Source organism: Nonomuraea basaltis (genome assembly GCF_005893125.1).
GTDB lineage: Bacteria > Actinomycetota > Actinomycetes > Streptosporangiales > Streptosporangiaceae > Nonomuraea > Nonomuraea basaltis.
This window is the reverse complement of sequence record NZ_VCJS01000089.1, coordinates 23367-49318: the sequence shown is the minus strand read 5'-3', so window position 1 is coordinate 49318 and position 25952 is coordinate 23367. Positions and strand designations below refer to the sequence as shown.

Sequence of the window (25952 nt, the reverse complement as noted above, 5' to 3'; positions counted from 1 at the left end):
GTAGGAGGTGTTTAAGAGACAGGCCGCAGCCCCAACCGCAGCTTCCGGCGGTGTAGCCGCCGCTGGATGTGGCGTTGGCGGTCGAGGCGGTGCTCACTGCGCCCAGGATGCCGACGGCGCCGGTCATGGCACTGAGAGCGAGGCCCGTGACGACACTCTTGAACTTGGGCATTGGAATCCCCCCAAAGGTTCGATTGCCCTGTTCTGTAATTTCTCGATTGATCGGAAACGCAATGGGTGGACTTACTGATGCGTCATCCGCTCACATTGTTGCTTCCCGACGCTAATGTCACATAAACAGGCTTCGCGGTGTTTTGCTATACATCAACACTCTCATTGCTCTTATTAAGTACTATGAAATGAATTATGGTGATTTGTCTCTTTTGTGTGGTGGCCGGCCGCCGACTCTCTGGAGCCTGAGAACGCGTGAATGCGCCCTCGGCGGCGAATTGCCGAGGGCGCATATCGTGCGGTGGCGTCTATCTTGAGCGTTCGGTGGGCGTCTTCCTGGTCTGGCCCGTGAGTCGAGTGCCGGTGCTGCGCGTCCGCTGCGTCGGGTCATCGCTCAGCCGCTGCATGACCACTCTGCGAGCATCGGCCAGGGCTCACGTCAACCGGGATGCGTTCGCGCGACCGCCTTCCGATCGCTCAGGACCTTCCTCCCGATCGCTCCAGGTCACAACCTGGAGCTGTCAGTCGTCGTTGAGGAAGTTCCACGGGAACTGGCTCTGGTCCTGATCCTGATCCTGGTCCTGGCGCGTGGCCTGTGCCTGGCTCTGCTGGTTGTTGTTGTGGATGCGGATGCGGATCTTCAGCTTGTGGTGGTTGCGGCCCCACCCGCCGCAGTGCCGGCGGCAGTTCGTGAAGAAGCCGGACGACATCGTGGTGGCTGCGGAGGCGGTCGTCGCGTTGGCGGTCGAGGCGGTGGTCATTGCGCCCAGGCCGATGGCTCCACCGGTCATTGCCGTGCTCATCGCCAGCCCTGCGACCACAGTCTTGAACGTGGGCATTGAGTTACCCCCCAAAGGTGCGGTTGCCCTGGTTCCTGACATTTTCTGAAGGATCAGAGAATGTCGCGGATGACGACTAAATGTGTCATCCGCCGTTTTCATTTCCGGCGCGAGAGTGTCGCAAACGGGCATCGAAGTGTTTTGCAATACACTAACGCTTACATTGCTCTTATTAAGTATTTATGAAATGAATTGAGGCGATTTGTCCGTTTTGTCGTGAAGCGAGGCGGGCCGGCTCTTGTCGGCGATCCGCCCGCGAGGCACGGCCCGGACGTTGAGCCTGATCTTGACCTGCTTCACTCGATGCCTGTGGCCCGGCCGATCGTGGACGGCGGCGGCGCTCGCCGGGCTGCTGGTCTGTACGGAATCCAGGTCCCACCTAGGCGCGGTGGTTATCGTTAAGGGAACGGGAAGAAGCGTTCGAGCGACGACGAGGAGGACACATGGTGGCGGCGCCGATCCCGCACTGGCCGGGACGCATGATCGGCTCGGTGCACGTCCGGTCCACCCCCGAGGGGCCGGCCGAGCAGGCGGTGTTCGTGCACGGTCTGGCAGGTTCGGCCACGAACTGGACCGACCTCATGGACGAGCTCAAGGACACGGTCACCGGTCACGCCATTGACCTGCCGGGCGCGGGGTTCTCGCCCGCTCCCGAAGACGGCGACTACAGCGTCGCCGGGCACGCCAGGGCCGTGATCGGCCTGCTGGAGCGCACGGGCCCGGCCCATCTGTTCGGCAACTCGCTGGGTGGCGCGGTATCCGTCAGGGTCGCCGCCGCCCGACCCGATCTGGTCCGCTCGCTCATGCTCATCTCACCCGCCCTGCCCGACCTGCTCCCCAGGTATGGCCCCGTCCGCGTGGCCGCCGCCGCGGTGCCCAAGCTGGGCGAGTGGGTGGCGAGCAAGCTCCAGCTGGTCCCCGCCGAGCAGCGCATCAACGCCTCCCTGTCCATGGTCTGGGCCAACGCGAACGCCGTCCACCCGGTGCGCCTGCGCGATGCCATAGAGGAGCTCCGCAGGAGAGACGACCTCCCCTACGCAGGCGAGGCCATGATCGCCTCGGCCCGGGGCATCGTGGCCGAATACTTCCGCCGCGGTGAGGACAACTTGTGGCGCCAGGCGGCCAAGGTCCAGGCGCCGACCCTGATCGTGCACGGCAGGCACGACCGCCTGGTCCGTCCCGCCATGGCCGCGAAGGCGTGGCGTAGCTTCCCTCGGGTCAGGCTCGTGCTGCTGCCGACGGCGGGTCACGTGGCGATGATGGAGATCCCGCAGGTCGTGGCGGCCGAAGCACGCGGCCTGATCGGTGAGACTCGATTGGGGAATGCCCCACTCGCCAGCTAGGTTTCAAGGTGAGGATATGACCCCCTGAAAACGGAGCTCCGGGAGCGTAGAAAGTGTCGTTGCCACCGCTGGTCGAGCCGGCCACAGAGCTGACCGTCGACGAAGTGCGCCGCTACTCGCGCCATCTGATCATCCCCGATGTGGGCATGGCGGGGCAGAAGCGGCTGAAGAACGCCAAGGTGCTGTGTGTGGGCGCCGGGGGCCTGGGCTCGCCCGCGCTGATGTACCTCGCGGCGGCGGGCGTCGGCACCCTCGGCGTCATCGACTTCGACGTGGTCGATGAGTCCAACCTGCAGCGCCAGATCATCCACGGCCAGTCGGACGTGGGCAGGCTCAAGGCCGAGAGCGCCGCGGCGTCGGTCCGCGAGATCAACCCGCTGGTGGACGTCGTGATCCACAACACGGCGCTGACCACCGAGAACGTCATGGAGATCTTCTCCGGCTACGACCTCATCGTCGACGGCACCGACAACTTCGCCACGCGTTACATGGTGAACGACGCCGCGGTGCTGCTCGGCAAGCCGTACGTCTGGGGCTCGATCTACCGGTTCGACGGCCAGGCGAGCGTGTTCTGGGCCGAGCATGGACCGTGCTACCGCTGCCTCTACCCGGAGCCCCCGCCTCCCGGCATGGTGCCGTCGTGCGCCGAGGGCGGCGTGCTCGGCGTGCTGTGCGCGTCGATCGGCTCCATCCAGGTCAACGAGGCCATCAAGCTGCTGACCGGCATCGGCGACCCGCTGGTCGGGCGGCTGATGATCTATGACGCCCTGGAGATGAAGTACCGCGACGTCAAGGTCCGCAAGGACCCTGAGTGCGTGCTGTGCGGCAAGAACCCGACGGTCACCGAGCTGCTCGAGGACTACGAGGCGTTCTGCGGCGCGATCTCCGACGAGGCCGCCGAGGCCGCCAGCGGCTCCACGATCACCGCGCTGGAGCTCAAGACCATGCAGGACAAGGGCGAGAACATCTTCCTCGTCGACGTCCGCGAGCCCAACGAGTACGAGATCGTCTCCATCCCCGGCGCCACGCTGATCCCCAAGGGCGAGTTCCTCAACGGCTCGGCCCTGGAGAAGCTGCCGCAGGACAAGCGCATCGTGCTGCACTGCAAGTCGGGCGCGCGTTCGGCGGAGGCGCTGGCGGTCGTCAAGAACGCCGGATTCTCCGACGCCGTCCACGTCGGCGGCGGCGTGCTGAGCTGGGTCAAGACCGTCGATCCGAGCCTGCCCAGCTATTAAGGGGTTTCCACCGGGACGTCCCGGTTAAGGTCGTTGGCGTGAACTCTGCACGCCCATGGCCGACCCTCGTGGTGGCCTCCGCGCTGACGCTGATCTGCGCGGTGGCCGCCGGCGTTGCGGGCAGCGCGGCGGGCACGGAGCTCACGCGCGGCCCGAGCACCGCCGAGCTGCGCGCGGCGGCCAAGCGGGAGGTCGCCGAGCGCTGGCGCACCTGGCCCGCGGGACGCATCTTCCCCGCCACGGTGCCGTACTCCGCCGAGCAGGGCGGGCAGGAACGTGCCAGCAGGATCGGCATCTCGCCGTCGACCTCCTGCGACTCCGTGGACGCCAAGGCGGCCACGGCCCTGCGCGACGCGGGCTGCCGCGGTCTCCTGCGCGCCACCTACATCGACGCGCTCCGCGGCGTGCTCGTCACCATCGGCGTGGTGGCCCTGGCCGACGAGCTGGGCGCCGCCCGCGCCAAATCCGCCTTCGCGGCCGGTGGCAAACCCGTGCCGGGGCTGCGTCCGCTGGCCTTCCGCGGCACGGTCGCCCACCGCTTCACCCCTGGCGGACGCCAAGCCGGCTCGGTCCGGCAGACGGGGCCGTATCTGGTGCTGACCACGGCCGGCGAGGTAGACGGCAGGCCCGGGGTCGCGGTCGGTGAGCAGCGGCCGGCGGCCTTCTCCTTCGCCGCCGAGATCTCCGAGCACATCCTGACCGGCCTGAGCACGCTCAAGATGCCCGATTGCACCGCCAAGGAATGGCAGTGCTGACCGAGGGCACTCCGGGAAGGGTGCTGAGACAGGTGGTGGCGGGCGCGGCGGCCGGGGCGCTGTTGCTCACGGCCCTGCCCGCGCAGGCCGACGACGTGCGCGGCGGGCAGCGGCAGGTGATCAAGACGCTTGCGCTGACCCAGGCCTGGGCCGTCAGCAAGGGCGCCGGCGTCACGGTGGCGGTGCTGGACTCCGGCGTCGATCCGAGCCATCGCGACCTGGCCGGCTCGGTACGGGAGGGCAAGGATTTCACCGCGGGCGCGAACCCGCCCGGCGTGACTCCGAGCAGGTTGCACGGCACGTACATGGCCTCGTTGATCGCCGGGCACGGGCACGGCCAGAAGGGAAAATTGGGGATCATCGGCGTCGCGCCCGAAGCGGACGTACTGTCAGTAAGGGTCATCCTTGAGGACGAGGAGCCGGGTTTCCGGGAGTTCAACTCGGCGGAGCGCTTCGAGAACGTGGTGGCCCGGGGCATCCGGTACGCGGTCGACGAGGGGGCGGACGTGATCAACATGTCGATCTCCAAGGAGCTGGCGACCAGGGAGGAGCGGGCGGCCATCCGCTACGCGATCTCCAAGGGCGTCGTGCTCGTCGCCGCCGCGGGCAACGACGGCGACCGGAAGATCGACGGCGACTTCGCGCCCTACTCCTACCCGGCCGCGTTCCCCGGGGTCGTCTCCGTGGGGGCGACGGACCGGCGGCTGCGGCGGGCCACGTTCTCCAACTGGAACTCCTCCGTGCAGGTGGCCGCGCCCGGCGTCGACATCATGGGCGCGGGTCCGGGCGACGAGTACTGGATCGGCCGGGGCACCTCGCAGGCGACGGCACTGGTGTCAGGCGTTGCTGCCCTTATTAAGGCGAAATATCCGAAAATGTCGACTCCGCTCGTCGCGCAGGCCATGACCGCCAGCGCCACCGACCGCCCGCCGGGCGGCTACGACATCGCCACCGGCTTCGGCGTCGTGAACGCCGCCAGAGCCCTGACCGAGGCCGCCAGGCTCGCCGGGCACACCGAGACCGCCTCGGGCGCCGAGGCCCACGACCCCGCCAAGCCGCTGGCCGGTGGGCAGGCCGGCCCGATCAAGGTCATCGTCAGGGACGAAAAGCGTGTCACGGTCTCCGCGGCCATCGCCGCGGCCGCGGCCGTCGGCGCGCTCGCGTCCCTGGCCGTCATATTCATCCTGGTCAGGCGCGTACGCCGGGCGCCCAGCTCTCAAGACGCATGATCTGCCCTCCTGGGGGGACGAAATAGACACAAAACGAACGCGGGAACGAGGCGGTGGTGGAGGCACGTAGGCCAACCTCAGGGCTGCCACGCGCCGGGGGAGAAACCACGCCGGGACGGAGAAATCCGCTCGGCGCCACCACCGGCCGCCGGTCACGCGTGCGTGCCTGGCCGGCGGCGGACTCCCACAGGCGCACGGCGGCCAAACAGCGCGCCGAACTGGACGCGCTCCAGCAGGGCATCCGCTACCGGCGGATGTTCGTGGCGCTGCTCGGCGTCATCGTCGCCGTGTCGGCCGCCGTGGTGCTGCTCGGCACGATCGGGCTGCTCAGCGAGACCCGGGCACGCCCGCTGACCCCCGCCGAGCAGAACAAGTACAAGCAGGAGGAGATCGCCAGGCGCTGGCAGGCGTGGCCGGCGACGGGCGTCTTCCCCGAAGAGGTCAAGTACCTCGGGCTCGACCGCGCCCAGCAGTACGCCAGGCGCGTCGGCATCGCCCCCGAGACCGAGTGCGGCAAGGGTGTGGACTCCTCCGTGGCCGGTGTGCTCGACAGCCACGGCTGCGTGACCATGCTGCGGGCCACCTACATCGACCAGACGGCCTCGTTCGTCTTCACCGTCGGGGTCGCCGTGCTCAAGGACGAGGCGTCCAGGGTCTCGGCGACCGAGGAGCTCACCCAGGACGACCGCGTGGGCGTGCTGCCCGTGGCCTTCCCCGGCACGGTGAGCGAGCGCTTCGGTAGTGACCAGCGGCAGCGTACCGGCTGGGTGGGCGCGGGACCGTACATCGTGTTCTCGACCGGCGGCTACGCCGACGGGCGGACCAGGGCCGCGATCCCGCCCGAGGAGATCCTGCACCCCGAGCTGTGGCCGGCGGCCAAGTCGATCGGCAACCAGATCGCCTACTTCCTGGCGGACCCGCCCAAGGTGCCGCCCTGCACCCAGGGGAACGTGTGCTGACCGTCGTGCGCACGTTCGCGGCCGCGCTGCTCCTTCTCGCGGGCCCCGCCGCCGAACCCGTCAGGGATCAGCAGCAGTGGGTGCTCGACGCGCTCAACGTCGAGCAGGCGTGGACCGTCACCAAGGGCGCGGGCGTCACCGTCGCCGTCGTCGACAGCGGCGTGGACGCCGAGGTCAAGGAGCTGCGGGGGCGCGTGAACAAGGGGCCCGACATGGCCTCGGGCGCGGTGACCCGCGAGGCGCAGCCCGGCAGGCACGGCACCGCCATGGCCGGCCTGATCGCCGGCTCGGGCGAGGACGACGGGCTGATCGGCATCGCGCCGGAGTCCCGCATCCTGTCGCTGCCCCTGGTCATCGACGACGAGCCGGGGCTCGGCGTCCCGCCGCTGGAGGACGAGGAGACGCGGACCTCGGAGAGCCCGCTCGCCCGCGCCCTCCGGTACGCCACCAACCACGGCGCCCAGGTCATCAGCATGTCGATCGGCTCCTACGGCCCGCTCAAGTCCGAGCGGGAGGCGGTCTCGTACGCGCTCGGCAGGGGCGTCGTCCTGGTCGCCGCCGTCGGCAACGACGGCCTGACCCAATACGCCAAGGACAAGGGCACCTCCTTCTGGAGCTTCCCCGCCGGCTACCCCGGGGTCATCGGCGTGGCGGCCACCGACAAGCAGGGCAGGAGGGCCTCGTTCAGCAGCGACAACCTGTCGGTGCTGGTGGCCGCGCCCGGCGTGGACGTGCCCGTGGTCAAGCGCAAGAGCGGCTACGAGCTGTCGGAGGGCACCAGCTCGGCCGCAGCGCTCGTGTCCGGCGTGGCCGCGCTCATCAAATCGCGCTACCCGAACCTGCCGCCCGAGCAGGTCGCCCAGGCGCTGGCCTCGAGCGCAAGGGGCCGTCCCGCCGCCGGGTACGACGACAAGTCCGGTTTCGGCGTGGTCGACGCCGCCGCCGCGCTCAACGCCGCCGAGCGGCTGACCGGCGTCCAGCGCAGCGCGGCCGGGCCCGGCAAGGAGCACTTCGGCCAGGGCGAGGACTCGCCCGTGCCGTCGCGGCCAGGACCCGATCCGTGGCGGCTGTGGCTGTTCGGGGGTGGGGCGCTGGTGGCGCTCATCACGTTCTGCGGCGCGATCGTCGTGCTCAATCAGCGTAAAGAGTGAAGATCCGCTATGGTCCCCCGTCATGGGATACGAGCTGCGGGTGGTGCGCGAGTCGCCACTCGCCTTCGCGGAGCTCGCGAAGGCCATAGCGCCGGCCGGTTTCGGGCTGCGCGGATCTGACGAGATCGTGGCCCGCCACGCAGGCGGCACGCACGCGGTGGCGCGCTGGGCGGGCCATCTGGTGGGCGAGCCGGGCTCCGACTGGCAGGTGGCACAGCTCCTGCGGCTGAGCGCCGCTCTCGGCGGCCGGCTCGTGGGCGAGGACGGTGAGGTGTACGCGGTGCGCGACGGCGTCATCGAGGTCGAGGCGGGTGGCAGCGTGGTCGAGATCGGCAAGTTCGACGAGATCATCGACGCCGGCCCGGCGGCATGGAGCCCCTGAACCCCTTCGCCGAGCGGGTGCTCGACCTCGTCGAGCGCATCCCGCCCGGCAAGGTGATGACCTACGGGGACATCGCCGAATACCTGGGCGAGGGCGGCCCGCGCCAGGTCGGCAAGGTGATGTCCACGTGGGGCGGCGGCGTGCCCTGGTGGCGCGTCGTCCACGCCGACGGCGGCGGCGCCGCCCCTGACCACCTGCAACGCTGCCTGGCGCACTGGCGCGAGGAGGGCACCCCCCTGCGTGGCCAGCGCGCGGATATGCGCCTGGCCCGCTGGGACGGACGCTCCGCGGAACGTGAGGAGCCTTCAGCGGATTTTCAGTAACCCTCTTGAACTGCGGTTTCGCCGAACCGGCGATTCTGTGCCATGTGACTCCCATTACCATGGGCAGAACACTTGATGGCGGCCCGAAAGGCGGTGCCTCCCCTATGGCCACCGGCGTCACAGCCCGAAGCCAGGGCGGCGATTCGCGCGCTGACCGCCTGAAGGCTGTCCAGGATCTCTGCGATCGTGGCGAGCCTCTCGAAGCGGTCATGAGAACGGTCGGCCCCGGCGGACGCGACGCGGCGTTCGACACCGAGGTGCTCAGCGGTGCCCTCGGGGGCCGCATCGACCTCGCGGTCAAGCGCGGCGCCGCGCGACGGCGCGAGATGCTCGCGCTCGTCCGCCCATACCTCGCGGGCGTGGACCCGGGAGTCAAGCGCGACCTGCCGGTCGCCCGCCGCGTCATCTGCCACCTGATCGAGCACCGCCCGGACGAGGAGCTCGTCGACGGCGACACGCTCACCAAAGTCGTGACCGCGGCGGCCGAGCCGTCCAAGCGCATCCGCAAGGGCCTGCGCTGGTACGCCGACCTGCCCTTCCGCGACGAGCTGCCGCCCGACCTCTACCGGCTGCGGCGCGCCGACATGGTGCCGGTGACCCACATCGACGACATCACCTGGGTCAACGGCAGGCTGCGCGTCACCGGCTTCGCCTACCTCGCGGGCCTGTCTGTCCGCAGCCGCAGGTTCAACTGGGCGACCGTGGTGCTACGCGGGCCGCGCTGGCTGCCGCCGATCCGCATGCGCACGCGCCGCGTGCTCGCGCCCGAGGCCACACACGGCGCGCGCGAGCCCGGCTGCAACTACGACTGGTCCGGCTTCAGCGCGGAGCTGAGCCCGTGGTCGCTGCGCTGGCGCGGCTCCGTACGCTGGATGGTCTCCGCCGTGCGCCGCCGGATGCGGCACCGGCCGTCGGTGCCCGACACCACGACGTGGCGGGCCGAGATCGTGTTCTGGAGCCGGGGCGCGCGGGCCACCGGTCTGCTGCGCGGCTCCTCGCTCGGCCGTCCCGAGCGGCCGACCGGGCTCAAGCTCAAGCCCGGCTTGTGGGTCAGGCCGGTCTGGACGTCCGACCGCGCGCTGCAGGTCGTGCTCCAGCCCAACCGGGCCGAGCTGACGGGGGTGTCCCTCGACGGCGAGCGCCTCGAGCTCAAGATCTTCCTGCCCGGCCGCACCGTGACCAAGGGCCACGCCAGGCTGGGCGGTCACCGCATCGCCGCCGACTTCACGCCCTCGGGCGACGGCACGCAGGTGCTGGTCGGCCTGGCCGTGCCCACCCTGCTGCAGGAGAAGGACGGCCGGCGGCTCTGGGTCGAGCCCAAGGGCGACCCGGCGGCGTCGGTCATGCTCGCCGACCTCGTGGAGACCCGCACGGCCGTGGGCGACCGCGAGATCACCGTGCTCGGCGACCGCCGCGACCGCGTCGTGGTCTCCGCGCACCGCATCCGCCCGGTGATCACCTCGGCGGTCTGGGAGGGCTCCTCCCTCCTGCTGCGCGGCCACTACCCGGACGCCCCCGGCCCCCGCTCGCTCACGCTGCGGCACCGCTCCGGGCTTTCCTACCTGCTTCCGATGGAGCGCTCCGGCGAGGACTTCTCCGTACGCGTCGAGCCCGCCTCCATGGACCGCTTCGGCGAGGCGGTGCCGCTGTCGTCGGGCACCTGGAACATGTCGCTCCGCCACCCGTCCGGCGAGATCGTCCCGCTGCGCATGGACCACGCCGCCCTGCCGGGGCTCGACGAGGAACCGCGTACGTTCGACGGCCACACGTTCCGCATGATCTCGACGCGCTTCGACGTCCCCGTCGTGACCGTCGAGGAGGACCGCCCGGCGGACGAGCGCGGTGTCGCGGGCACCCACGTCCTGCGCCGCGTCTTCTACCCGGCGCAGCGCACGGAGCCGCTGACGGACGCGACCGTCTACGTCGTCAACGACGGGCGGCTCTACGCCGACAGCGTCCGCGCCATCTACGAGGAGCGGCTGGGGCGGGGCGACGACCGCGAGCACATCTGGATCGTCAAGGACGGCGCGTTCGTGCCGCCGGGCGGCGCGACCGTCGTCCGCGCCGGCAGCCGCGAGCACCACGCCGCCCTGGCCAGGTCCCGCCACATCGTGACCAACGCGTTCCTGCCCGTCTGGTTCCGCGCCCGCGAGGACCAGGTGGTCGTGCAGACCTGGCACGGCACCCCGGCCAAGCGCATCGGCAACGATCAGCCCCACATGAACCGCGACCCCAGGCCGCCGATCTGGCACCGCCAGGCGGCGGAGGTGCGCGGCTGGGACCTGCTCCTGTCGCAGTCCCCTTGGGCCACTCCGGTGCTGCGCAAGGCGTTCGGCTACAAGGGCGAGATCCTCGAGAGCGGCCTGCCCCGCAACGACGTGCTCAACTCACCGGACCGCGACGAGCTGGCGGCCGCGGTGCGCGAGCGGCTCGGGCTGGTGGAGGGCAAGCGGGTGGTCCTGTACGCGCCGACGTGGCGCGACTACGACCGCAAGAACGCCATGGTCAAACTGGACCTGGCCAAGGCGCGGGAGGCTCTGGGCGCCGACCACGAGATTCTGGTCCGCGCGCATCCCATGCAGGCCATCCCAGCCGTTCCCGACATCGCCCGCGACGTCACCACCTACCCCGACATGGCGGACCTCCTGTTGGTGGCCGATGTCCTGGTGACGGACTACTCGTCGGTCATGTTCGACTTCGCCTGCACCGGCCGGCCCATCGTGATCTACGGCTACGACCTGGCGAAATACTCGTCGAAGCGGGGGCTGTACATCGACCTGGCCGAGCAGGCGCCGGGGCCCGTCCTGTCGACCTCGGCAGACGTGATCGACGCCCTCCGCTCGATCGACACGGTGGCCGCCGCCCACGCCGACCGCTACGACGCCTTCCGCGCCACCTTCGCTCCCCGCGACGATGGCAAATCCACTGCTCGGGTGGTCGATCACCTCTTCTCGTAAGTCTCGAAAACCCAAGATCTTCCTTTTCTACGGTGGCCCAAGGTCACCGCACGCGCCGACGTCGGTGACCGGCTGTCATGGCCGGTCGTGAAGGCTCACGGGTTGCTCGCCGTGACGAAGCGTCCTCTTGACCGACTACGGGGTAAGGCGCGTGCGGTGGTCAGATTTGGAGCCCGGGAAAGTCGCGCAGAAGGATCGGGCGGGTGGGGTCGAAAGTGGTCTCGAAGCCGAGGGCGGGTCCCGCGGTTGCGCCCCCGGGCGGCAGGCAGTCGATCAGCAAGTACAGCAGGGACGACAGACTGGTCCCGCACACGATCTCACCGTTGTCGATCAACCTTCGGATCCGGGACACGGGCACCCATTCCACCCGGTCCGCCTCCCTCGGGTCCGAAGGTGGCCCGATGTACGTGGCCGACTCACCCCGGTACACGTGATGCAGGTTGTCGGAGATCCCGTTGGCCGGCTGGACGGCGAGCAGGGGGCGCAGGAGGCCGGGGCGCCAGCCCGTCTCCGCCTCCACCCTCCGGGCGGCGGCGTCCTGTGGCATCTCGCCTTCATCGATCTGGCCGAGGGGGATCTCCCAGCCCCAGCTGTCGGTGATGAAGCGGTGCCGCCAGATCAGCAGGACCCGGTCCTGGTCGTCGGTGACGACGGCCCCCGCCGTGGGTGCGGTGCGGATGAGCCGGTGATCGAGATGGCGCCCGTCGGGCAGCTCCACATCGGCCACCCGGACGTCCACCCACGGGTCGGCGTACAGCGTCTTCTCCGAGTGGACCTGCCAGCGCATGCGATCGACCCCCCGCACAGGGCGTAAATGTTGACCCTACGTTACAAGGTCAAACGCTCCGTATGCATGGAATCTCAACGGTCACTTCCGGAGGTCGACGTCCAGGGCCAGTGGCGACTGCTGGATCTCGTACGTACGGAACTCGGTCTGCGCGATGAACGCCTCGAACTCGCTCTTCGTGTACGCCCGCCGCGGCAGGAACGACCGCAGCGCGAATCTGGTGAACGCCCGGGAGAGCGCGCCGAGGCCCATCCGCGCCACGTCCGTTTCCACAGCGTCTCTGATTGGCTTAGCGATCCTGAGCGTTGCACAGGATCAGGACACAACGAGGTGCCCGGCATCCACCAATCGTCTTCGTGCCCTGGTACCGGCAGCGAGGCCACCGGCCCGTTGAACACGTCCCTCCGGACGCTGACCGGCCAGACACGCACGGCCTGACCGAGGAGGGTGCCCGACGTCGCCTGGGCGCCGGGCGTGCAGTGACACTATGCCACATGATAACTACGGTTGGCTAACCCCATCAGCAACCCTTGCCGGTGTTGGCGGCGTACCAGCGGGCGATCGGGCCCTCCATGCCGATGCCCTTGTATCCCTTGTTGGTCTTGGTCATGGCCATTCCCTTCCGTTCAGTGGCCCCCACCAACACGATATGTCGCGTTCATGCGAAGTCAAGATATATCGCGCTTTGTCTGGAAGTGGGCGCGCGGCGTGTCGCCGGAAAACCAGGGATTTGCCCCAGTACGGTAGGCGGATCGCGTGGGGAGACCGGGCAAGTCGGCACGATCTACCCCTGTGGTCTGGTGGAATCTAGTGCTGTGAGTGGTCAGACCTGGCGGTTGGTACGGCGTGGCAACGGCGTCCCTGTTGTGCCCCCTGTGCTCGATGAGCACCAGCGTGCCGTGGTCGAACACCAGAGCGGACCCCTCCTCGTCCTCGCAGGTCCGGGCACCGGCAAGACCACCACGATCGTGGAGAGCGTGGTGGACAGGATCGAGCGCCGCGGCGTGGACCCTGAGCGCGTGCTCATCCTGACCTTCAGCCGCAAGGCCGCCGAGGAGCTGCGCCAGCGCGTCACCGGCCGCCTGCGCCGCACCACCCGCACCCCGCTCGCCCTGACCTTCCACTCCTACGCGTACGCCCTGCTGCGCCGCGAGTCGATCCTCGACGGCAAGGCCCCGCCGCGCCTGCTCACCGGCCCCGAGCAGCTCCTGGAGATCCGGCGGCTGCTGCACGGCGAGCTGGAGAACGGCGCACTCGACTGGCCGGTGTCGCTGCGCGAGCCGCTCAAGACGCGCGGGTTCGCCGAGGAGCTGCGGGACTTCCTGTCGCGGGCCAACGAGCGCGGGCTCGACGCCGAGCGGCTGGTCGAGCTGGGCAGGCGGCACGGGCGGAGCGACTGGGTGGCGGCCGGCCGGTTCGCCGAGCGCTACCAGGACAGGTTCGACCTCGACCCGGAGGAGACCTACGACTACGCGGAGCTGATCGGGGCCGCCTCCGCGCTGCTGGCCAGGCCGGACGTGCGCGAGCGGGAGCGGGCGGCGCACGACGTGGTGTTCGTGGACGAGTACCAGGACACCGACCCGGCCCAGGAGGCCCTGCTCGCCCAGCTCGCGGGCGACGGGCGCGACCTGGTGGCGGTGGGCGACCCCGACCAGTCGATCTACGGGTTCAGGGGGGCGGACGTACAGGGAATCATGAAGTTCCCCCAGCGGTTCCGGACCCTCGACGGCCGCGACGCGCCGCTGCTGGCCCTGCACGTGTGCCGCAGGAGCGGGGCCGGCCTGCTGGAGGCCTCCCGCCGGGTCGCCGCCAGGCTCCCCGTGGCCCCCGGATTCGACCACCGGCACGATCACCGGGACCTGGTCCCGCTGCCGGACACCCCGGACGGCGACGTACGCGTGCTCCTGGCCGACAGCACCAGCCAGGAGGCCGCGATCGTGGCCGACACGCTGCGGCGGGCCCACCTGATCGACGGCGTGCCGTGGCACCGCATGGCGGTGCTGGTCCGCTCGGCCAAGCGGCAGGTGCCGCTGCTGCGCCGCGCGCTGGTCAACGCCGGGGTGCCGACGATGATCGCGGGCGACGAGGTGCCGATCGCCCAGGAGCCGGGCGTGCGCCCGCTGCTCACCATGCTCAAGATCGCGATGGACGCCGCACAGCTCGACGAGGGGGTGGCCGAGGAGCTGCTGACGGGCCCGCTCGGCGGCACGGACATGATCGGCGTACGCCGCCTCCGCCGCGCCCTCAAGATCGCCGAAAACGAGGCGTCGGAGGGCGGCGACGCACGCTCGTCCGGTGAGCTGCTCGTCGGGGCCGTGCGGGACGCGCGCGAGCTCACCCGGATCGAGCCCCACGTCGCCCTCCCCGCCGAGCGCGTCGCCAAGCTGCTCGCGGTCGCCAGGGAGTCCGTACGCGACGAGGGCACCGCCGAGGACCTCCTGTGGGCCGTGTGGGACGCCAGCGGCCTGGCCCGGCGCTGGACCGAGCTGAGCCTTGGAGGCGGCCCCAGGGGGGCGCAGGCCGACCGCGATCTGGACGCCGTCGTGGCCCTGTTCGACCAGGCCGCCAAATTCGTGGACCGGATGCCGAAGGCGGGCCCCGAGGTGTTCATCGACGACCTGGCCGCCCAGGAGATCCCCGGCGACACGCTGGCCGACCGCGCCCCCGACGGCGACGCCGTGCGCGTGCTGACGGCCCACCGCTCCAAGGGCCTCGAATGGGACGTCGTGGTGGTCGCGGGCGTACAGGAGGGGGTCTGGCCGGACCTGCGGCTGCGCGGGTCGATGCTGGGCATCGAGGACCTGGTCGAGGTGGTCGAAGGCGCCAAGCCGAACGCCGCGTCGCTGGCCTCCAAGCTGCTGGCCGAGGAGCGCAGGCTGTTCTACGTGGCCGCCACCAGGGCCAGGCGCCGGCTCGTGGTGACGGCCGTGGGCGGCGAGGACACCGACGAGCGCCCGTCCAGGTTCCTGTCGGAGCTGATGCCGGGCGCGGTGGAGACCGCCACCGTGGACGACCGGGCCCGCTGGCTGAACATGTCCGCGCTGGTGGCGGACCTCCGCAGCGCAGTGACCGATCCCACTAAATCAGCAAAAATCCGGCAACAGGCTGCACAGCAGCTCGCCCGCCTCGCCGCCGCCGGCGTCCAGGGCGCCCACCCCAACGACTGGTACGCCCTCACGCCCATCACCGACGACCGCCCCCTGAGCTGGCCCGACGGCGTCGTCAGCATCTCGCCGTCGGCGGTCGAGAGCTTCACCAAGTGCGGCCTGCGCTGGCTCCTGGAGACCGCCGTCGGAGCGGCGGGCACCAGCACCGCGCAGGGCCTGGGCAACGTCATCCATGCCCTCGCCGTGCTGGCCGCCACCGACCTGCCCAGCGAGGACCTCCTGGGCGAGCGCCTCGACCGGATCTGGCACGAGCTCGACTTCGGCGGCGCCTGGTACAACCGCAAGCAGCGCCAGGTCGCCGAGCAGATGATCGGCAAGTTCCTGCGCTGGCACAAGGAGAACCCGCGCGAGCTGGTGGCGCTGGAGGAGTCGTTCACCGCGACGGTCACGGAGGGTGTGCAGATCAAGGGCCGCGTGGACCGGGTCGAGCGCGACTCCGGCAATCGCGCCGTGATCATCGACCTCAAGACCGGCGGCTCCAAGCCCAAGGCGGGCGACCTCGACCGCCATCCGCAGCTCGGGGTCTACCAGCTCGCCGCGCTGCTGGGCGCGTTCGCCCGGCACGGCATGACCGAGCCGGGCGGCGCCGCGCTGGTCCAGCTCGGCAAGGCGGGGGGCAAGAACGACGCCCTGGAGCAGGCGCAGGGCGCGCTGTCGGACGACCAGAACCCCGGCTGGGCCGGCGACCTGGTCGACACGGTGGCGACCGGCATGTCGGGCCCGTTCTTCCAGGCCAAGGTCAACGACGGCTGCCGTACGTGCGTGGCCAGGTCGAGCTGCCCGGTCAACGACAACGGGGGCCAGGTGTGCTGACCCCCGTCGAGCTCGCCGGCAAGCTCGGCGTCCTCCCCCCTACGAGCGAGCAGGCCGCGGTCATCGAGGCCCCGCTGGAGCCGATGGTCGTCATGGCCGGCGCGGGCTCCGGCAAGAGCGAGACCATGGCCGGGCGCGTGGTCTGGCTGGTCGCCAACGGCCTCGTCAAGCCGGAGAACGTCCTGGGCCTGACCTTCACCCGCAAGGCCGCCGCCGAGCTGGCCACCAGGGTCAGGGAGCGGCTGACCGGCCTGGCCGAGGCGGGCCTGGTCGAGCCGGGCACGCTGGACAACGAGCCCACCGTCTCCACGTACCACGCCTACGCCGCCCGCCTGGTCACCGACCACGCGCTGCGCGAGGGGCTGGAGCCCACGATGCGGCTGGTCACCCCGGCGGTGTCGTGGCAGCTCGCCTCGCGGGTGGTGGCGATGTACGACGGGCCGATGGACAAGATCGAGCTGGGCCCGCCGTCGGTCACGGCCGCCGTGCTGGAGCTGGCCGGCGAGCTGTCCGAGCACCTGCGCGGCCCGGCCGACGTGCGGCGGGTGGGGGAGTGGCTGCGGGACAGGCTCGCGCTGCTCAGCGGCCGCACGACGCTCGCGCAGAGAAGGCCTCTCACCGTCCAGGCGGCGCGGGAGCAGCTGCTGCCGCTGGTGGAGGCGTACGAGCGGCTCAAGCGCAGCCGTGAGGTCATCGACTACGGCGACCAGATGTCGCTGGCCGCCAGGATCGCCGCCAACCACAAGGAAGTGGGCGAGATCGAGCGGTCGCGCTACGCGGTGGTGCTGCTCGACGAGTACCAAGACACCAGCCACGCCCAGCTCGTCCTGCTCCGCTCCCTGTTCGGCGGCGGCCACCCGGTCACGGCCGTCGGCGACCCCTGCCAGTCGATCTATGGCTGGCGCGGCGCCTCCGCAGGCAACCTTCGTCGTTTTTCCCGAGATTTCCGGGCAAGTGCTGGCGATCCGGCCCCGGTACGCCAGCTCAGCGTCAGCTTCCGCAACGGCGACCGCGTCCTCGACGTCGCCGCCCGCGTACAGCTCCAGCTCCGCATGGAGGCCCGCGAGGTCCCCGTCCTCGTCCCCGGCCCCAACCGCGTCGACCGGGGCCGCGTCACCTGCGCCTTCCACGAGACCGCCGAGGACGAGGCGAGGTGGATCGCCGACGGCATCGCCAAGATCCTCGGCCAGGAGGTCGCTCCTGACGGCCTGCCCTGGGGCGAGAAGGAGCGCAAGAAGACCCTCGCCATCCAGCCCCAGGACGTCGCGATCCTGGCCAGGAAGCGGTCGCAGTTCCCGGCGCTGCGCCGGGCGCTGGAGGAGCGCGACATCCCGGTCGAGGTGGTCGGGCTCGGCGGCCTGCTGACCGTGCCCGAGGTGAACGACATCGTCGCCACCCTCCGCGTCCTCTACGACGCGACGGCGGGCGACGCGCTGGCCAGGCTGCTGGCCGGGCCGCGCTGGCGGGTCGGCCCCGCCGACCTGCGGGTGCTGGGCGAGCACGCCAGGGAGCTGGCCCGCGAGCTGAGCGAGAGCGGCCGCGCGGAGGACCCGCTCGACCAGGTGGTGGCCGACCTGGCGGAGGAGCGCGGCAGCCTGGTGGACGCGCTGGACGAGCTGCCCGACCGCGAGGAGTGGCTGGAGTCGTTCTCGCCGCTGGCCCGCACCAGGCTCGTCGCGCTGGCCCACGAGCTGCGCCAGCTCAGGGCGCACACGGCGCAGCCGCTCCCCGACCTGATCATGGAGGTGGAGCGCCGGCTCGGGCTGGACATCGAGGTGGCCGCGCGCAGTGGCACGGTGAGCGCGTTCGCGGCCCGGGCCGATCTGGACGCGTTCCTGGACGCGGCGTCCAGGTTCGCGGGCGACGCCGAGGATCCGACGCTTGGGGCGTTCCTGGCCTACCTGCAGGCGGCCGAGAGTGAGGAGTTCGGCCTGGAGGCCGGCCGGGTCGGTGAGAGCAACAGCGTCAAGCTGATGACCGTGCACGCCTCGAAGGGCCTGGAGTGGCCGATCGTGGTCGTGCCCGGGCTGTCGCAACTGGTCAGCTCGAAGGGGACGATCGCGACGGGCAGCATCTTCCCCGCCACGCCGGTCATGAACAGCCGGTGGTCGGAGAACCCGCGCAAGCTCCCGTACACGCTGCGCGGCGACGCCGCCGACCTGCCCAGGCTGAGCGGGCTCAGCAAGGAGGAGCTGGCCGTCTTCGACGAGCAGTGCCGTGAGCGCGACCTGATGGAGGAGCGCAGGCTGGCGTACGTGGCCGTGACCCGCGCCCACTACCACCTGATCGCCTCCGGCTACCGCTGGGGCACCGCCACCAAGCCGCTGGAGCCGTCGGACTTCCTGCTGGAGATCCGCGACACCGCCGACCGCGTCTCGTTCTGGGCCGCGGACCTGGCCGAGGGCGCCACGAACCCGCTGCTCGCCGAGCCCGCCGAGGCCGTCTGGCCGGTCACGCCCGAGGGGCTGCGCTACGAGTCCGTCCTCGACGGCGCCCGCCTGGTCGAGGACGCCCTGGCCGGCACGCTGGCCGCCGCCGAGGAGGACGAGCCGGTGCGGGCGTACGAGGAGGAGCGCATGCGCGCCTGGGAGCGGGACACGGACCTGCTGCTGCGCGAGCGTGAGCTGCATCGCCGCCGACCGGCCACGATCGTCGAGTTGCCGGCCAAGCTGACCGTGTCGTCGCTGGTCACGCTGGCCGCCGATCCGCGCGAGCTGGCCCGCAGGATCCGCCGTCCCGTCCCGGTCAAGCCCGCGCCGCTGGCCCGCCGCGGCACGTCGTTCCACAAGTGGCTGGAGACGCGGTGGGAGCAGCAGCGGCTGATCGACGACATCGAGCTGTACGACGAGCTGGAAGAGGCCGACGTGCGCCTGGCCGAGCTGCAGGAGCGGTTCGAGCAGAGCGAGTGGGCCGACCGGCGGCCGATCGATCTTGAGGTGCCGTTCGAGTCCATGATCGGCGACCGGCTGGTGCGCGGGCGGATGGACGCCGTGTTCGAGCTCCCGGACGGCGGCTACGAGGTCGTCGACTGGAAGACCGGGCAGCCGCCGAAGGGCAAGGCGGCCAAGGCGGCGTCGGTGCAGCTCGCGGCGTACCGGCTGGCCTGGTCGCACCTGGCCGGAGTGCCGCTGGAGAAGGTGGCCGCGGCCTTCCACTATGTCCGTGCGAACCGCACCGTGCGCCCCGTGAACCTGCTCGACCACGCCGGCCTGGTCGCGCTCATCGAGAGCGTCAAGCTCGTAGATAGTGGAACGCCGGCTTCGGATGCATGAGGAAGTCGTGGTGCGAGATGTTCCAGGCGTAGGCCCCGGCCATCTCGAACACCACCATGTCCCCAACTCGAGTAGAAGTCTCGATTTTTCGGGCGAAAACGTCCTTCGGCGTGCACAGCTGGCCGACGAACGTGATCGGCTCGTCCGTCACGCCCGGCCCCGTGCCCGTGGGCAGGATCGCGAACGGCTGGTCGTGGCCCTTGGTCACGGGCGTTCGCAGGTGGTGGGTGCCGCCCAGCACGATCGCGTACGCCTCGCCGCGCACCCGCTTCACATCCACGACCCTGGTCACGTAGTAGCCGCAGTACGCGGTCAGCGCCCGGCCCGGCTCGATCCGCAGCCGCCGCCCGCGCCGTAGCTCCGCCAGCCCGGCCCCGTACGCGGCCCAGTCGAACCTGGACTCCGGCGACTCGTACGACACCGCCATGCCCCCGCCCAGATTGACCTCCTCGTGGTCGTTGTCCAGCAGCGTCCCCGCCAGCCGCAGCAACTGGGCGGCGTCCAGCCCGCTGGCCAGGTGGGTGTGCAGGCCGCGCAGCCGTACCCGCTCACCGAACAGCGGCAGGCACTCCTTCACGCCTTCCTCGTCCATCCCGAACGGCCCGCTCATCGTGAGCGCCGCTCCCTCGACCGGCAGGTCGGGGTTGACCCTGATCAGTACGTCGGCCTCCAGCCCCGTGGCGAGGAGGCGGCGCAGTTCGTTCGGTGACTCGACGTGGATGCGGTGGTGCGGCAGCCGCAGCTCGGCGTCGGTCTTCCCGGGCCCGCCGAGCGCCACGGGAACACCCGGGAACAGGCCCGTGACGTGCGCGTGCTCGCCCCCCGACGACACCTCGAACCCGTCCACGTGCCCGGCCAGCACGCGCAGCAGCTCGGCATCCGGGTTGGCCTTGACCGCGTAGTACAGCTCGATCCCCGGGAGCGCCTGCCGCACGGCCGCGACGTGTGCCTCCAGCGCGGGCAGGTCGTAGAGGTAGGCGGGAGCGGTCAAGCCCGATGCGGCGTCCTGGACGCGGGCGGGGATCATGCGAGCGGGTTCGCGATCGGGACGTAGCCGGCCGCACGGTCGGCCGCCCTGGCCCACCGCACGCCCAGGTTCGCCTTGGCGGGCAGCGGGGCGCCGGCCAGCAGATCCGAGAGCGGCAGCGGCCAGCCGAGGTCGGCGGCGTGCTTGGCGAGCAGGCCGCGGGCGATCCGCCACAGCTCGCGCAGCAGGCCGTCGTCCTGCCCGGCCACCGCGGCGGCGATCTCGGTGAGGTGGTTGACGAGCAGGCAGTAGACGACGCGGGCCCAGCCGCGCTCGGCGTCGTAGGTGAGCGCCCGGGCGACCTCAGGATGGAGTCCGCCGAGATCGTGTCGGCCCGCGACGAGCTTGGTGCCCTCCAGGTCGCGGAAGACGGCCTCCGCCGGCATCCCGGAGGCGTCCAGCCCGACCAGGACGTTCTGCAGGTGGGGCTCCAGTACGACGCCGTGCGTGAAGTACAGCTCCAGCACCGGCAGCGCCACCGCCGACACGTACGCCGACCACCACACGGAATCCCGCGCCGGGGCGTCCAGGGCGAGGGCGGCGGCCAGCACCGGGGTCACGCCGGGGGAGCAGGCGGCCCACGGGCTCTGCCGGACGATCACGCCCAGGCCCTCGTGGAGCCGGGTGCCGAGGGCAGCTGAGCGGTAGCCGGGCTCGGGGAGCCAGCGGGTGGCGGGGTGCTTGACCGATATTTCATCAAATATGGGCTTAAGGCGGGATGTGAGCTCCACGGCCCCGGCGAGCTCGTACCAGGCGTTCTTGCGCACGCAGTTCGTGATCCGCACGTCCAGGGAGAACTTCAGGCAGACCCCCGCCTCCGGGGCGTACACCGTCCGCACCGACGAGGTCGGCATCACGACCGGCCCCGGCCCCAGGTCGACCAGGTCGGTGCCGAGCGCGGGCCGCAGCAGGTCGAGCTGCCAGGGATGCGCGGGCAGCAGCCGATATCCATCGGGCGCCCGGCCCATCCCCTCCAGGGCCGAGACATCGCCCTCCTCCGCGAGGACGTCCTCGCGAACCCCCAGCAGCCTGACGGGGAACTCGGCGTGCGCCTCGGGCGCGTACCGCAGCCACCCGTCCCCGCCGCGCGCCTTGGGGCTCGGGTGGAACGGGTGCCCGTACACGAGCGACTGCTCCGAGGCCAGCCACGGATCCGCGGGCGGCTCGGCCCTGGCTTCCAGGATCGCCGCCACGGCGTCCCTGCTCGCCGCCACCTGCCCGGCGAACTCGCCGTTGTGCCCCTGCAGTTCGGTCTCGACGAGCCCGACCAGCTCGTCCGTGGTCAGCGGCCGCCAGGTCCCGCCTTCGAGGCGCTCCGGCGGGCCGTCGAAGCGCAGCGCGGCGCCGCCGTACGTGCGGGCCCGCAGCAGCGTGCCCGCCACCCGCAGCAGCAGGTACGGCGGCGCCGGCCACACCAGGCCGCGCGGCCCGGCCACCTCCCGCACGCAGCAGCGCAGCAGGGCCGCCAGCGTCGCCTCCTCGGCCAGCGCGGAGGGCGCCTCGATGGCCAGACCGTGCATTCAAGCTCTCCTCAGGTAGTTGGGGCCGCTGGTGCCGTAGAACTTGTTGATGTCGCGCGCGCCGGAGCGTTCCTTGGCCACGAGGGTCCCGGCCGTGACCATGGACTTGCCGGTCAGCCGGGCCGCGTCGAGGGTCCTGGCGCGCAGGAGCCTGGCCATGGGGTCGTCTCCGTACTCGTCGAGGGCCGCGGCGAGCGTGTCGCGCAGCAGGGCCGCGGCCCGGGCGTGCGGCAGCGCCCCGAACGCCACGGCCGCGGCGGCCAGGTGCAGCGTGATGGTCACGAAGACGTCGGCCAGCGCGTGCGGGTCGTCGTTCAGCATCCGCTCGTCGGCGAACGCCGGCACCTCGACCCCGGCCGCGCGCAGTCTGGCCGGGGACACCAGCAGTCCGTCGTTGTCCTTGACCAGCAGCTTCATGCGGTCTCTCCGCAGAACCAGGGCCAGGTTCTGCTGGTGCGCCTCCAGCGCGACCCCGTACCGCACGAACAGCCGCACGTTCCACCGCAGCAGCAGCCGCAGATATTCGGGGATGACGTCCCCGACCTCGCCGAGCACCCCGGGCGCGGTCAGCGCGGCCACCGGCACGATCTTCCCTTCGGGCAGCCGCCTGACCATCCACGCGAGGAACTCGTGCCCGGCATGGGCATAGGTCTGCTCATCGGCCACCAGCACGTCCGGATCGGCCAGCTCCCGCAAGAGCAGCTCGGCCTTCGCCCCGTCGGCCAGCGTCCCCGGCTTGATCGACCGCCGGTTCCGCACGCCCAGGGTGCTGATCGGCAGGGGCAGCTTGAGATGGGTACGGGGGCCGACCTCAACGGTCCGCATCGACAACGTCGGCCGCACGGTCAGGCGCGCCTCGTCCAGCACCCGCACCCCGTCGATCTTCCGCACCTCCCCGACGGCCAGCGGATGCACCGGGAACAGCACTTCATCAGGCGCGATGTCGTAGCGGACGGCCGCGTCGGCGGGAAGTCGCGCGGCGGAGCCCGGCGCGAGCAGACGACGCGGCACCACTGCCCACCGCAGCTCGAACGAGGGCGCGAACTCCGGCGCATAGGCCGGCAACTCGTCATCGGACAGCCCCAGCCGCGCCCGAGAGGTCGGATACACCGGATGATCCACGAAGGCGGCCAGAGCCTCGTAGGAGGGCCCGCGCCCCAGCACCTCATCCACATGCGCGTCATGCAGCTCAAGAGCCGACAGCGCCGCCAGGCACTCCTCGAAGAAGGCCGCCACCCCCTCCGAGTCCGCCGGTTCCGCGACTTCCACCAGCGTCTCCAGCACCTGCTCCAGCCCCAGCCGCTCGCTCTCCGCCACCACGAAGTCCTGGAACAGCAGCCCGGGCGCCAGCCGGACCCAACGCCCGTCCGCCAGCAGCACCCCCACGCCGTCCTTGGTCCGGGTGACGCGGGCGGCCAGCCCGCCGTAGTCCTCACGGAGCAGGGCGTTCAGCACCCGGGCGGCCAGATAAGCCTCCCGATCGCTCATTCGATCACCCACGGCCGCGCGGCCCGGTACTCCTCCACGGCCGCGTCCACCCGCGCCCGATCCGGCCCGACGGCCCGGATGACTCCCAGATAATCCCGGTTCGTATGGGTGAGCGAAACGACGTCCCCCACGTCCCGCAACGGCCGATGCCACACCCGCACATCACCCCGAACCTCGAATTCGCTTCCGGGCGCTTCCTTGATCGTCCCGGCCCGGTCGGCGACGAGACTGACCGCACTCCCGTGCCCGGCCGCCGATGGCATGGCAGGCAGCCGCTCGCCGAGATGCACCCGCAGGATCCACTCGAACAGCGGCACCCGCAGCACGTCCCCCAGCAGAAAGTCGCAGTGGTCCCCGACCACCCGGTAGTTCACCTCGATGACGCGCGGCCCGCCGGCGGTGAGGACGTACTCGGTGTGACAGGCCCCGAACCCGGCCCCAAGAGCCCGCAACGCCCCCAGCACGTGCTCCCGCCCCGCGTCCTGCGGCGGCGCCCAGTCGAGCCGCTCCTCGACGAAGTACGGCAGCGCCCCCAACGTCGTCTCGAACCCGCCGAGCACCCGCACCTCGCTCCCGTCGCCCAGCGTTTCGAGCGTCCGCAGCGGCCCTTCGAGGTACTCCTCCACGACCAGCGCCTCGCCCTGCCGCCGCTTCCTGACCTCGGCCACGGCCCCGGCCAGGTCGCGCTCGACGAGCAGGACGTCCTCGCTGGCCACGCCCTCACGAGGTTTCAGCACGACCGGATAGGGCAAGCCCTCGGGCACCGGGTCGCCGGGCGCGAGCCGCACCGACCTGACCTGCTCGATCCCGGCCTCGAGGAGTTTGCGACGCATCAGGAACTTGTTCTTGGCGGCCACGCACGCCCGCCAGTCCTTCCCGGGCAACCCGAAGTAGGACGCGGCCAGCGCGGTCTCCGCCTGCAGATGGTCGGAGTTGGAGAAGATCGCGTCCGGCCTGCCCAGCTGCTCGATCGCGTCGATCAGGGCACGCGGATCGCGTACGTCGCACGCCACCGCGTGCGGATGCCGCTCCGGCCGGTCGGTCAGGATCGTCACCTCGCAGCCCAGCGCGCGGGCCGCGGGCAGGAAGCCGTCCGTCACGGAGTCGGTCGGCTTGAGCGCGGTCAGGTAGAGCCGCAACGCGAGGGCACCCCCGGGAATCAGGTAAGGCTAACCTAACTCGTCGATCTTAGCCGTACCGAGATCACCCCGGGGCCGGATTCCCTAATCGGCGGCTAACCGCGAGGTCATAGGATGACATGGTATTTGGGAGGGGGCGGCCAGTGGAGACGACCGCGGAAGAGCAACTGATCGGACCACTGCTGCTGGCGCGCGGCACCATCGACAGGTCCTCGGCGCTGCGCGCCGACGACGGGTGGCTGGAGCAGGCCTGGTCCGACCCCACGACAAGAGTGCTGGTGATCGACGACGGTCACACGCTCGTGCGGCGGGCGGGCGATGAGGTGCGGGCGGTGCTGTTCACCCCCGCGGACGCGCCACCGGGACCGCGCTTCCTGCTGGGCGTGGAGGACGGAGTCGCCTACTTCGCGGTGGCCGCGCCGCTGCCCGGCGTGACCAAGGGCGAGCTCAACGGCCGTGTGACGTTCGCGATGAAGCTGGGCGACACCCCCGAGGGCAAGCCGGTGGCGGCCGGGCTGCGCCAGGTCGGCGGCCTGCTCGGCGACCGCGACGCGGGCCTGCTGGTCTACGCCGTGGCGCTGGAGGCCTGGCACGCGACCCACGAATACTGCCCGCGCTGCGGCACCCGCACCACCGTCCAGGCGGGCGGCCACATCCGCGTCTGCCCGCAGGACGCCAGCCAGCACTTCCCGCGCGTCGACCCCGCCGTGATCATGCTGGTCCGCGACGAGAACGATCGCTGCCTGCTCGCCCGCGGCCCCCAGTGGCCGAAGGGACGGCTGTCGATCCTGGCGGGGTTCGTGGAGCCGGGGGAGTCACTGGAGCACGCCGTCGTCCGCGAGGTCGCGGAGGAGGTCGGCGTCACCGTCGTCAGCCCCCGCTACCTGGGCAGCCAGCCGTGGCCGTTCCCGCGCAGCCTCATGCTCGGCTTCTTCGCGGAGGCGACCTCGACCGCGCTCACACCGGACGCGGACGAGATCGCCGAGGCCCGCTGGTATTCACGAGAGGAGCTGGCGGCGGCGCTGGAGTCCGGCGAGCTGCGCCTGCCGCCGCCCGTGTCGATAGCCCGCCGCCTGATCGAGACCTGGTACGGCGGCGAGCTGCCCGGTGGCTAGGCCGCTTCGAGCAGGGCCTTGACCTCGCGTGCGGACGGGTTCGTCCGCACGACGCGGCCTTTCGGAGTTTCGATCACCACGGTCGGCACCGTCTGGTTGCCGTTGTTGACGCTCATCACGAACTCGGCCGCCGACGCGTCGCGCTCGATGTCGATCTCGTCGAAGATGATGCCCTCGCGGGCCAGCTGGGACTTCAGCCGCTTGCATGGGCCGCACCACGTGGTGCTGTAGACCGTGAGCGCCATGTTTGGTGATCCTCCAGAGTCAGGAAATCAGGCGC

The 25952-nt window shown here is 70.9% G+C and carries 20 protein-coding genes; 12 read left to right on the top strand and 8 right to left on the bottom strand.

The genetic code is table 11. The annotated features are described in order from the left end of the window. Positions 1–692: 692 nt before the first annotated feature. On the bottom strand, positions 693–1010 hold the full coding sequence (locus tag EJK15_RS34670) for a hypothetical protein (RefSeq protein WP_138714700.1): 318 nt from the start codon (positions 1008–1010) through the stop codon (positions 693–695). A 443-nt stretch (positions 1011–1453) separates the two neighbouring features. Between EJK15_RS34670 and EJK15_RS34665 the strand changes: the two genes are divergently transcribed. From EJK15_RS34665 to EJK15_RS34625, 9 genes are all read left to right on the top strand, one after another. Next, positions 1454–2353 (top strand): alpha/beta fold hydrolase, encoded by a 900-nt coding sequence (locus EJK15_RS34665; RefSeq protein ID WP_138714699.1) that lies wholly within the window; start codon positions 1454–1456, stop codon positions 2351–2353. A 53-nt stretch (positions 2354–2406) separates the two neighbouring features. Then, positions 2407–3588: an adenylyltransferase/sulfurtransferase MoeZ gene (moeZ, locus tag EJK15_RS34660; RefSeq protein WP_138714698.1), complete on the top strand. Its 1182-nt coding sequence runs from the start codon at positions 2407–2409 to the stop codon at positions 3586–3588. A 38-nt stretch (positions 3589–3626) separates the two neighbouring features. After that, the gene (locus EJK15_RS34655) at positions 3627–4343 is read left to right on the top strand and encodes a hypothetical protein (RefSeq protein WP_240777399.1); all 717 of its coding nucleotides are present in this window, start codon (positions 3627–3629) and stop codon (positions 4341–4343) included. Beyond that, positions 4331–5572: a S8 family serine peptidase gene (locus EJK15_RS34650; RefSeq protein WP_138714697.1), complete on the top strand. Its 1242-nt coding sequence runs from the start codon at positions 4331–4333 to the stop codon at positions 5570–5572. Before EJK15_RS34655 ends, EJK15_RS34650 begins: the two co-directional genes overlap by 13 nt. A gap of 158 nt (positions 5573–5730) precedes the next feature. Beyond that, positions 5731–6531: a hypothetical protein gene (locus EJK15_RS34645; RefSeq protein ID WP_240777398.1), complete on the top strand. Its 801-nt coding sequence runs from the start codon at positions 5731–5733 to the stop codon at positions 6529–6531. Beyond that, complete coding sequence (locus EJK15_RS34640) at positions 6525–7682, top strand: S8 family peptidase (protein WP_138714696.1); 1158 nt, start codon at positions 6525–6527, stop codon at positions 7680–7682. Before EJK15_RS34645 ends, EJK15_RS34640 begins: the two co-directional genes overlap by 7 nt. Before the next feature lie 22 nt (positions 7683–7704). Further along, a complete protein-coding gene (locus EJK15_RS34635) occupies positions 7705–8064 on the top strand; it encodes a hypothetical protein (RefSeq protein WP_138714695.1) in 360 nt (119 codons plus the stop codon). Beyond that, positions 8052–8387 (top strand): MGMT family protein, encoded by a 336-nt coding sequence (locus tag EJK15_RS34630; protein WP_138714694.1) that lies wholly within the window; start codon positions 8052–8054, stop codon positions 8385–8387. Before EJK15_RS34635 ends, EJK15_RS34630 begins: the two co-directional genes overlap by 13 nt. A 209-nt stretch (positions 8388–8596) precedes the next feature. Further along, positions 8597–11344 (top strand): CDP-glycerol glycerophosphotransferase family protein, encoded by a 2748-nt coding sequence (locus EJK15_RS34625; RefSeq protein WP_138714693.1) that lies wholly within the window; start codon positions 8597–8599, stop codon positions 11342–11344. Between the two features lie 160 nt (positions 11345–11504). On the opposite strand, the gene EJK15_RS34620 is transcribed toward EJK15_RS34625, so the two are convergent. Together EJK15_RS34620 and EJK15_RS34615 are read right to left on the bottom strand one after the other, a co-directional pair. Next, positions 11505–12131 (bottom strand): NUDIX hydrolase, encoded by a 627-nt coding sequence (locus EJK15_RS34620; RefSeq protein WP_138714692.1) that lies wholly within the window; start codon positions 12129–12131, stop codon positions 11505–11507. 81 nt (positions 12132–12212) lie between these two features. Then, positions 12213–12404 carry a hypothetical protein gene (locus EJK15_RS34615; RefSeq protein WP_171074700.1) on the bottom strand — a complete coding sequence of 64 codons (192 nt, stop codon included), beginning with the start codon at positions 12402–12404 and terminating at the stop codon, positions 12213–12215. Between the two features lie 602 nt (positions 12405–13006). Here EJK15_RS34615 and EJK15_RS34610 point away from each other — a divergent pair. Then, positions 13007–16111 carry an ATP-dependent helicase gene (locus EJK15_RS34610; RefSeq protein WP_171074699.1) on the top strand — a complete coding sequence of 1035 codons (3105 nt, stop codon included), beginning with the start codon at positions 13007–13009 and terminating at the stop codon, positions 16109–16111. Then, positions 16105–19383 (top strand): ATP-dependent helicase, encoded by a 3279-nt coding sequence (locus EJK15_RS34605; RefSeq protein ID WP_138714689.1) that lies wholly within the window; start codon positions 16105–16107, stop codon positions 19381–19383. The genes EJK15_RS34610 and EJK15_RS34605 overlap by 7 nt, the downstream gene beginning before the upstream one ends. On the opposite strand, the gene EJK15_RS34600 is transcribed toward EJK15_RS34605, so the two are convergent. Genes EJK15_RS34600 through EJK15_RS34585 form a run of 4 tightly spaced genes read right to left on the bottom strand, consistent with a single transcriptional unit; the run spans position 19343 to position 24557 of the window. Then, positions 19343–20410 carry a type III PLP-dependent enzyme domain-containing protein gene (locus tag EJK15_RS34600; RefSeq protein ID WP_138714688.1) on the bottom strand — a complete coding sequence of 356 codons (1068 nt, stop codon included), beginning with the start codon at positions 20408–20410 and terminating at the stop codon, positions 19343–19345. The genes EJK15_RS34605 and EJK15_RS34600 overlap by 41 nt on opposite strands. Continuing rightward, positions 20407–21930 (bottom strand): IucA/IucC family protein, encoded by a 1524-nt coding sequence (locus tag EJK15_RS34595; protein WP_138714687.1) that lies wholly within the window; start codon positions 21928–21930, stop codon positions 20407–20409. The genes EJK15_RS34600 and EJK15_RS34595 overlap by 4 nt, the downstream gene beginning before the upstream one ends. Next, positions 21931–23418 (bottom strand): IucA/IucC family protein, encoded by a 1488-nt coding sequence (locus tag EJK15_RS34590; protein WP_138714686.1) that lies wholly within the window; start codon positions 23416–23418, stop codon positions 21931–21933. It lies immediately after the preceding gene. Continuing rightward, on the bottom strand, positions 23415–24557 hold the full coding sequence (locus EJK15_RS34585; protein ID WP_138714685.1) for an ATP-grasp domain-containing protein: 1143 nt from the start codon (positions 24555–24557) through the stop codon (positions 23415–23417). Before EJK15_RS34585 ends, EJK15_RS34590 begins: the two co-directional genes overlap by 4 nt. A gap of 143 nt (positions 24558–24700) precedes the next feature. Between EJK15_RS34585 and nudC the strand changes: the two genes are divergently transcribed. Continuing rightward, positions 24701–25672 (top strand): NAD(+) diphosphatase, encoded by a 972-nt coding sequence (gene nudC / locus EJK15_RS34580; RefSeq protein ID WP_138714684.1) that lies wholly within the window; start codon positions 24701–24703, stop codon positions 25670–25672. Here nudC and EJK15_RS34575 read toward each other — a convergent pair. Beyond that, complete coding sequence (locus EJK15_RS34575) at positions 25669–25917, bottom strand: glutaredoxin domain-containing protein (protein ID WP_138714683.1); 249 nt, start codon at positions 25915–25917, stop codon at positions 25669–25671. The genes nudC and EJK15_RS34575 overlap by 4 nt on opposite strands. Between the last annotated feature and the right edge of the window lie 35 nt (positions 25918–25952).

What these genes read in the sequence shown, in the direction of transcription:
- EJK15_RS34670 (WP_138714700.1), bottom strand. Translation starts at nt 1,010, where the DNA reads ATGCCCACGTTCAAGACTGTGGTCGCAGGGCTGGCGATGAGCACGGCA.
- EJK15_RS34665 (WP_138714699.1), top strand. Translation starts at nt 1,454, where the DNA reads ATGGTGGCGGCGCCGATCCCGCACTGGCCGGGACGCATGATCGGCTCG.
- EJK15_RS34650 (WP_138714697.1), top strand. Translation starts at nt 4,331, where the DNA reads ATGGCAGTGCTGACCGAGGGCACTCCGGGAAGGGTGCTGAGACAGGTG.
- EJK15_RS34635 (WP_138714695.1), top strand. Translation starts at nt 7,705, where the DNA reads ATGGGATACGAGCTGCGGGTGGTGCGCGAGTCGCCACTCGCCTTCGCG.
- EJK15_RS34630 (WP_138714694.1), top strand. Translation starts at nt 8,052, where the DNA reads ATGGAGCCCCTGAACCCCTTCGCCGAGCGGGTGCTCGACCTCGTCGAG.
- EJK15_RS34625 (WP_138714693.1), top strand. Translation starts at nt 8,597, where the DNA reads ATGAGAACGGTCGGCCCCGGCGGACGCGACGCGGCGTTCGACACCGAG.
- EJK15_RS34620 (WP_138714692.1), bottom strand. Translation starts at nt 12,131, where the DNA reads ATGCGCTGGCAGGTCCACTCGGAGAAGACGCTGTACGCCGACCCGTGG.
- EJK15_RS34600 (WP_138714688.1), bottom strand. Translation starts at nt 20,410, where the DNA reads ATGATCCCCGCCCGCGTCCAGGACGCCGCATCGGGCTTGACCGCTCCC.
- EJK15_RS34595 (WP_138714687.1), bottom strand. Translation starts at nt 21,930, where the DNA reads ATGCACGGTCTGGCCATCGAGGCGCCCTCCGCGCTGGCCGAGGAGGCG.
- EJK15_RS34590 (WP_138714686.1), bottom strand. Translation starts at nt 23,418, where the DNA reads ATGAGCGATCGGGAGGCTTATCTGGCCGCCCGGGTGCTGAACGCCCTG.
- EJK15_RS34575 (WP_138714683.1), bottom strand. Translation starts at nt 25,917, where the DNA reads ATGGCGCTCACGGTCTACAGCACCACGTGGTGCGGCCCATGCAAGCGG.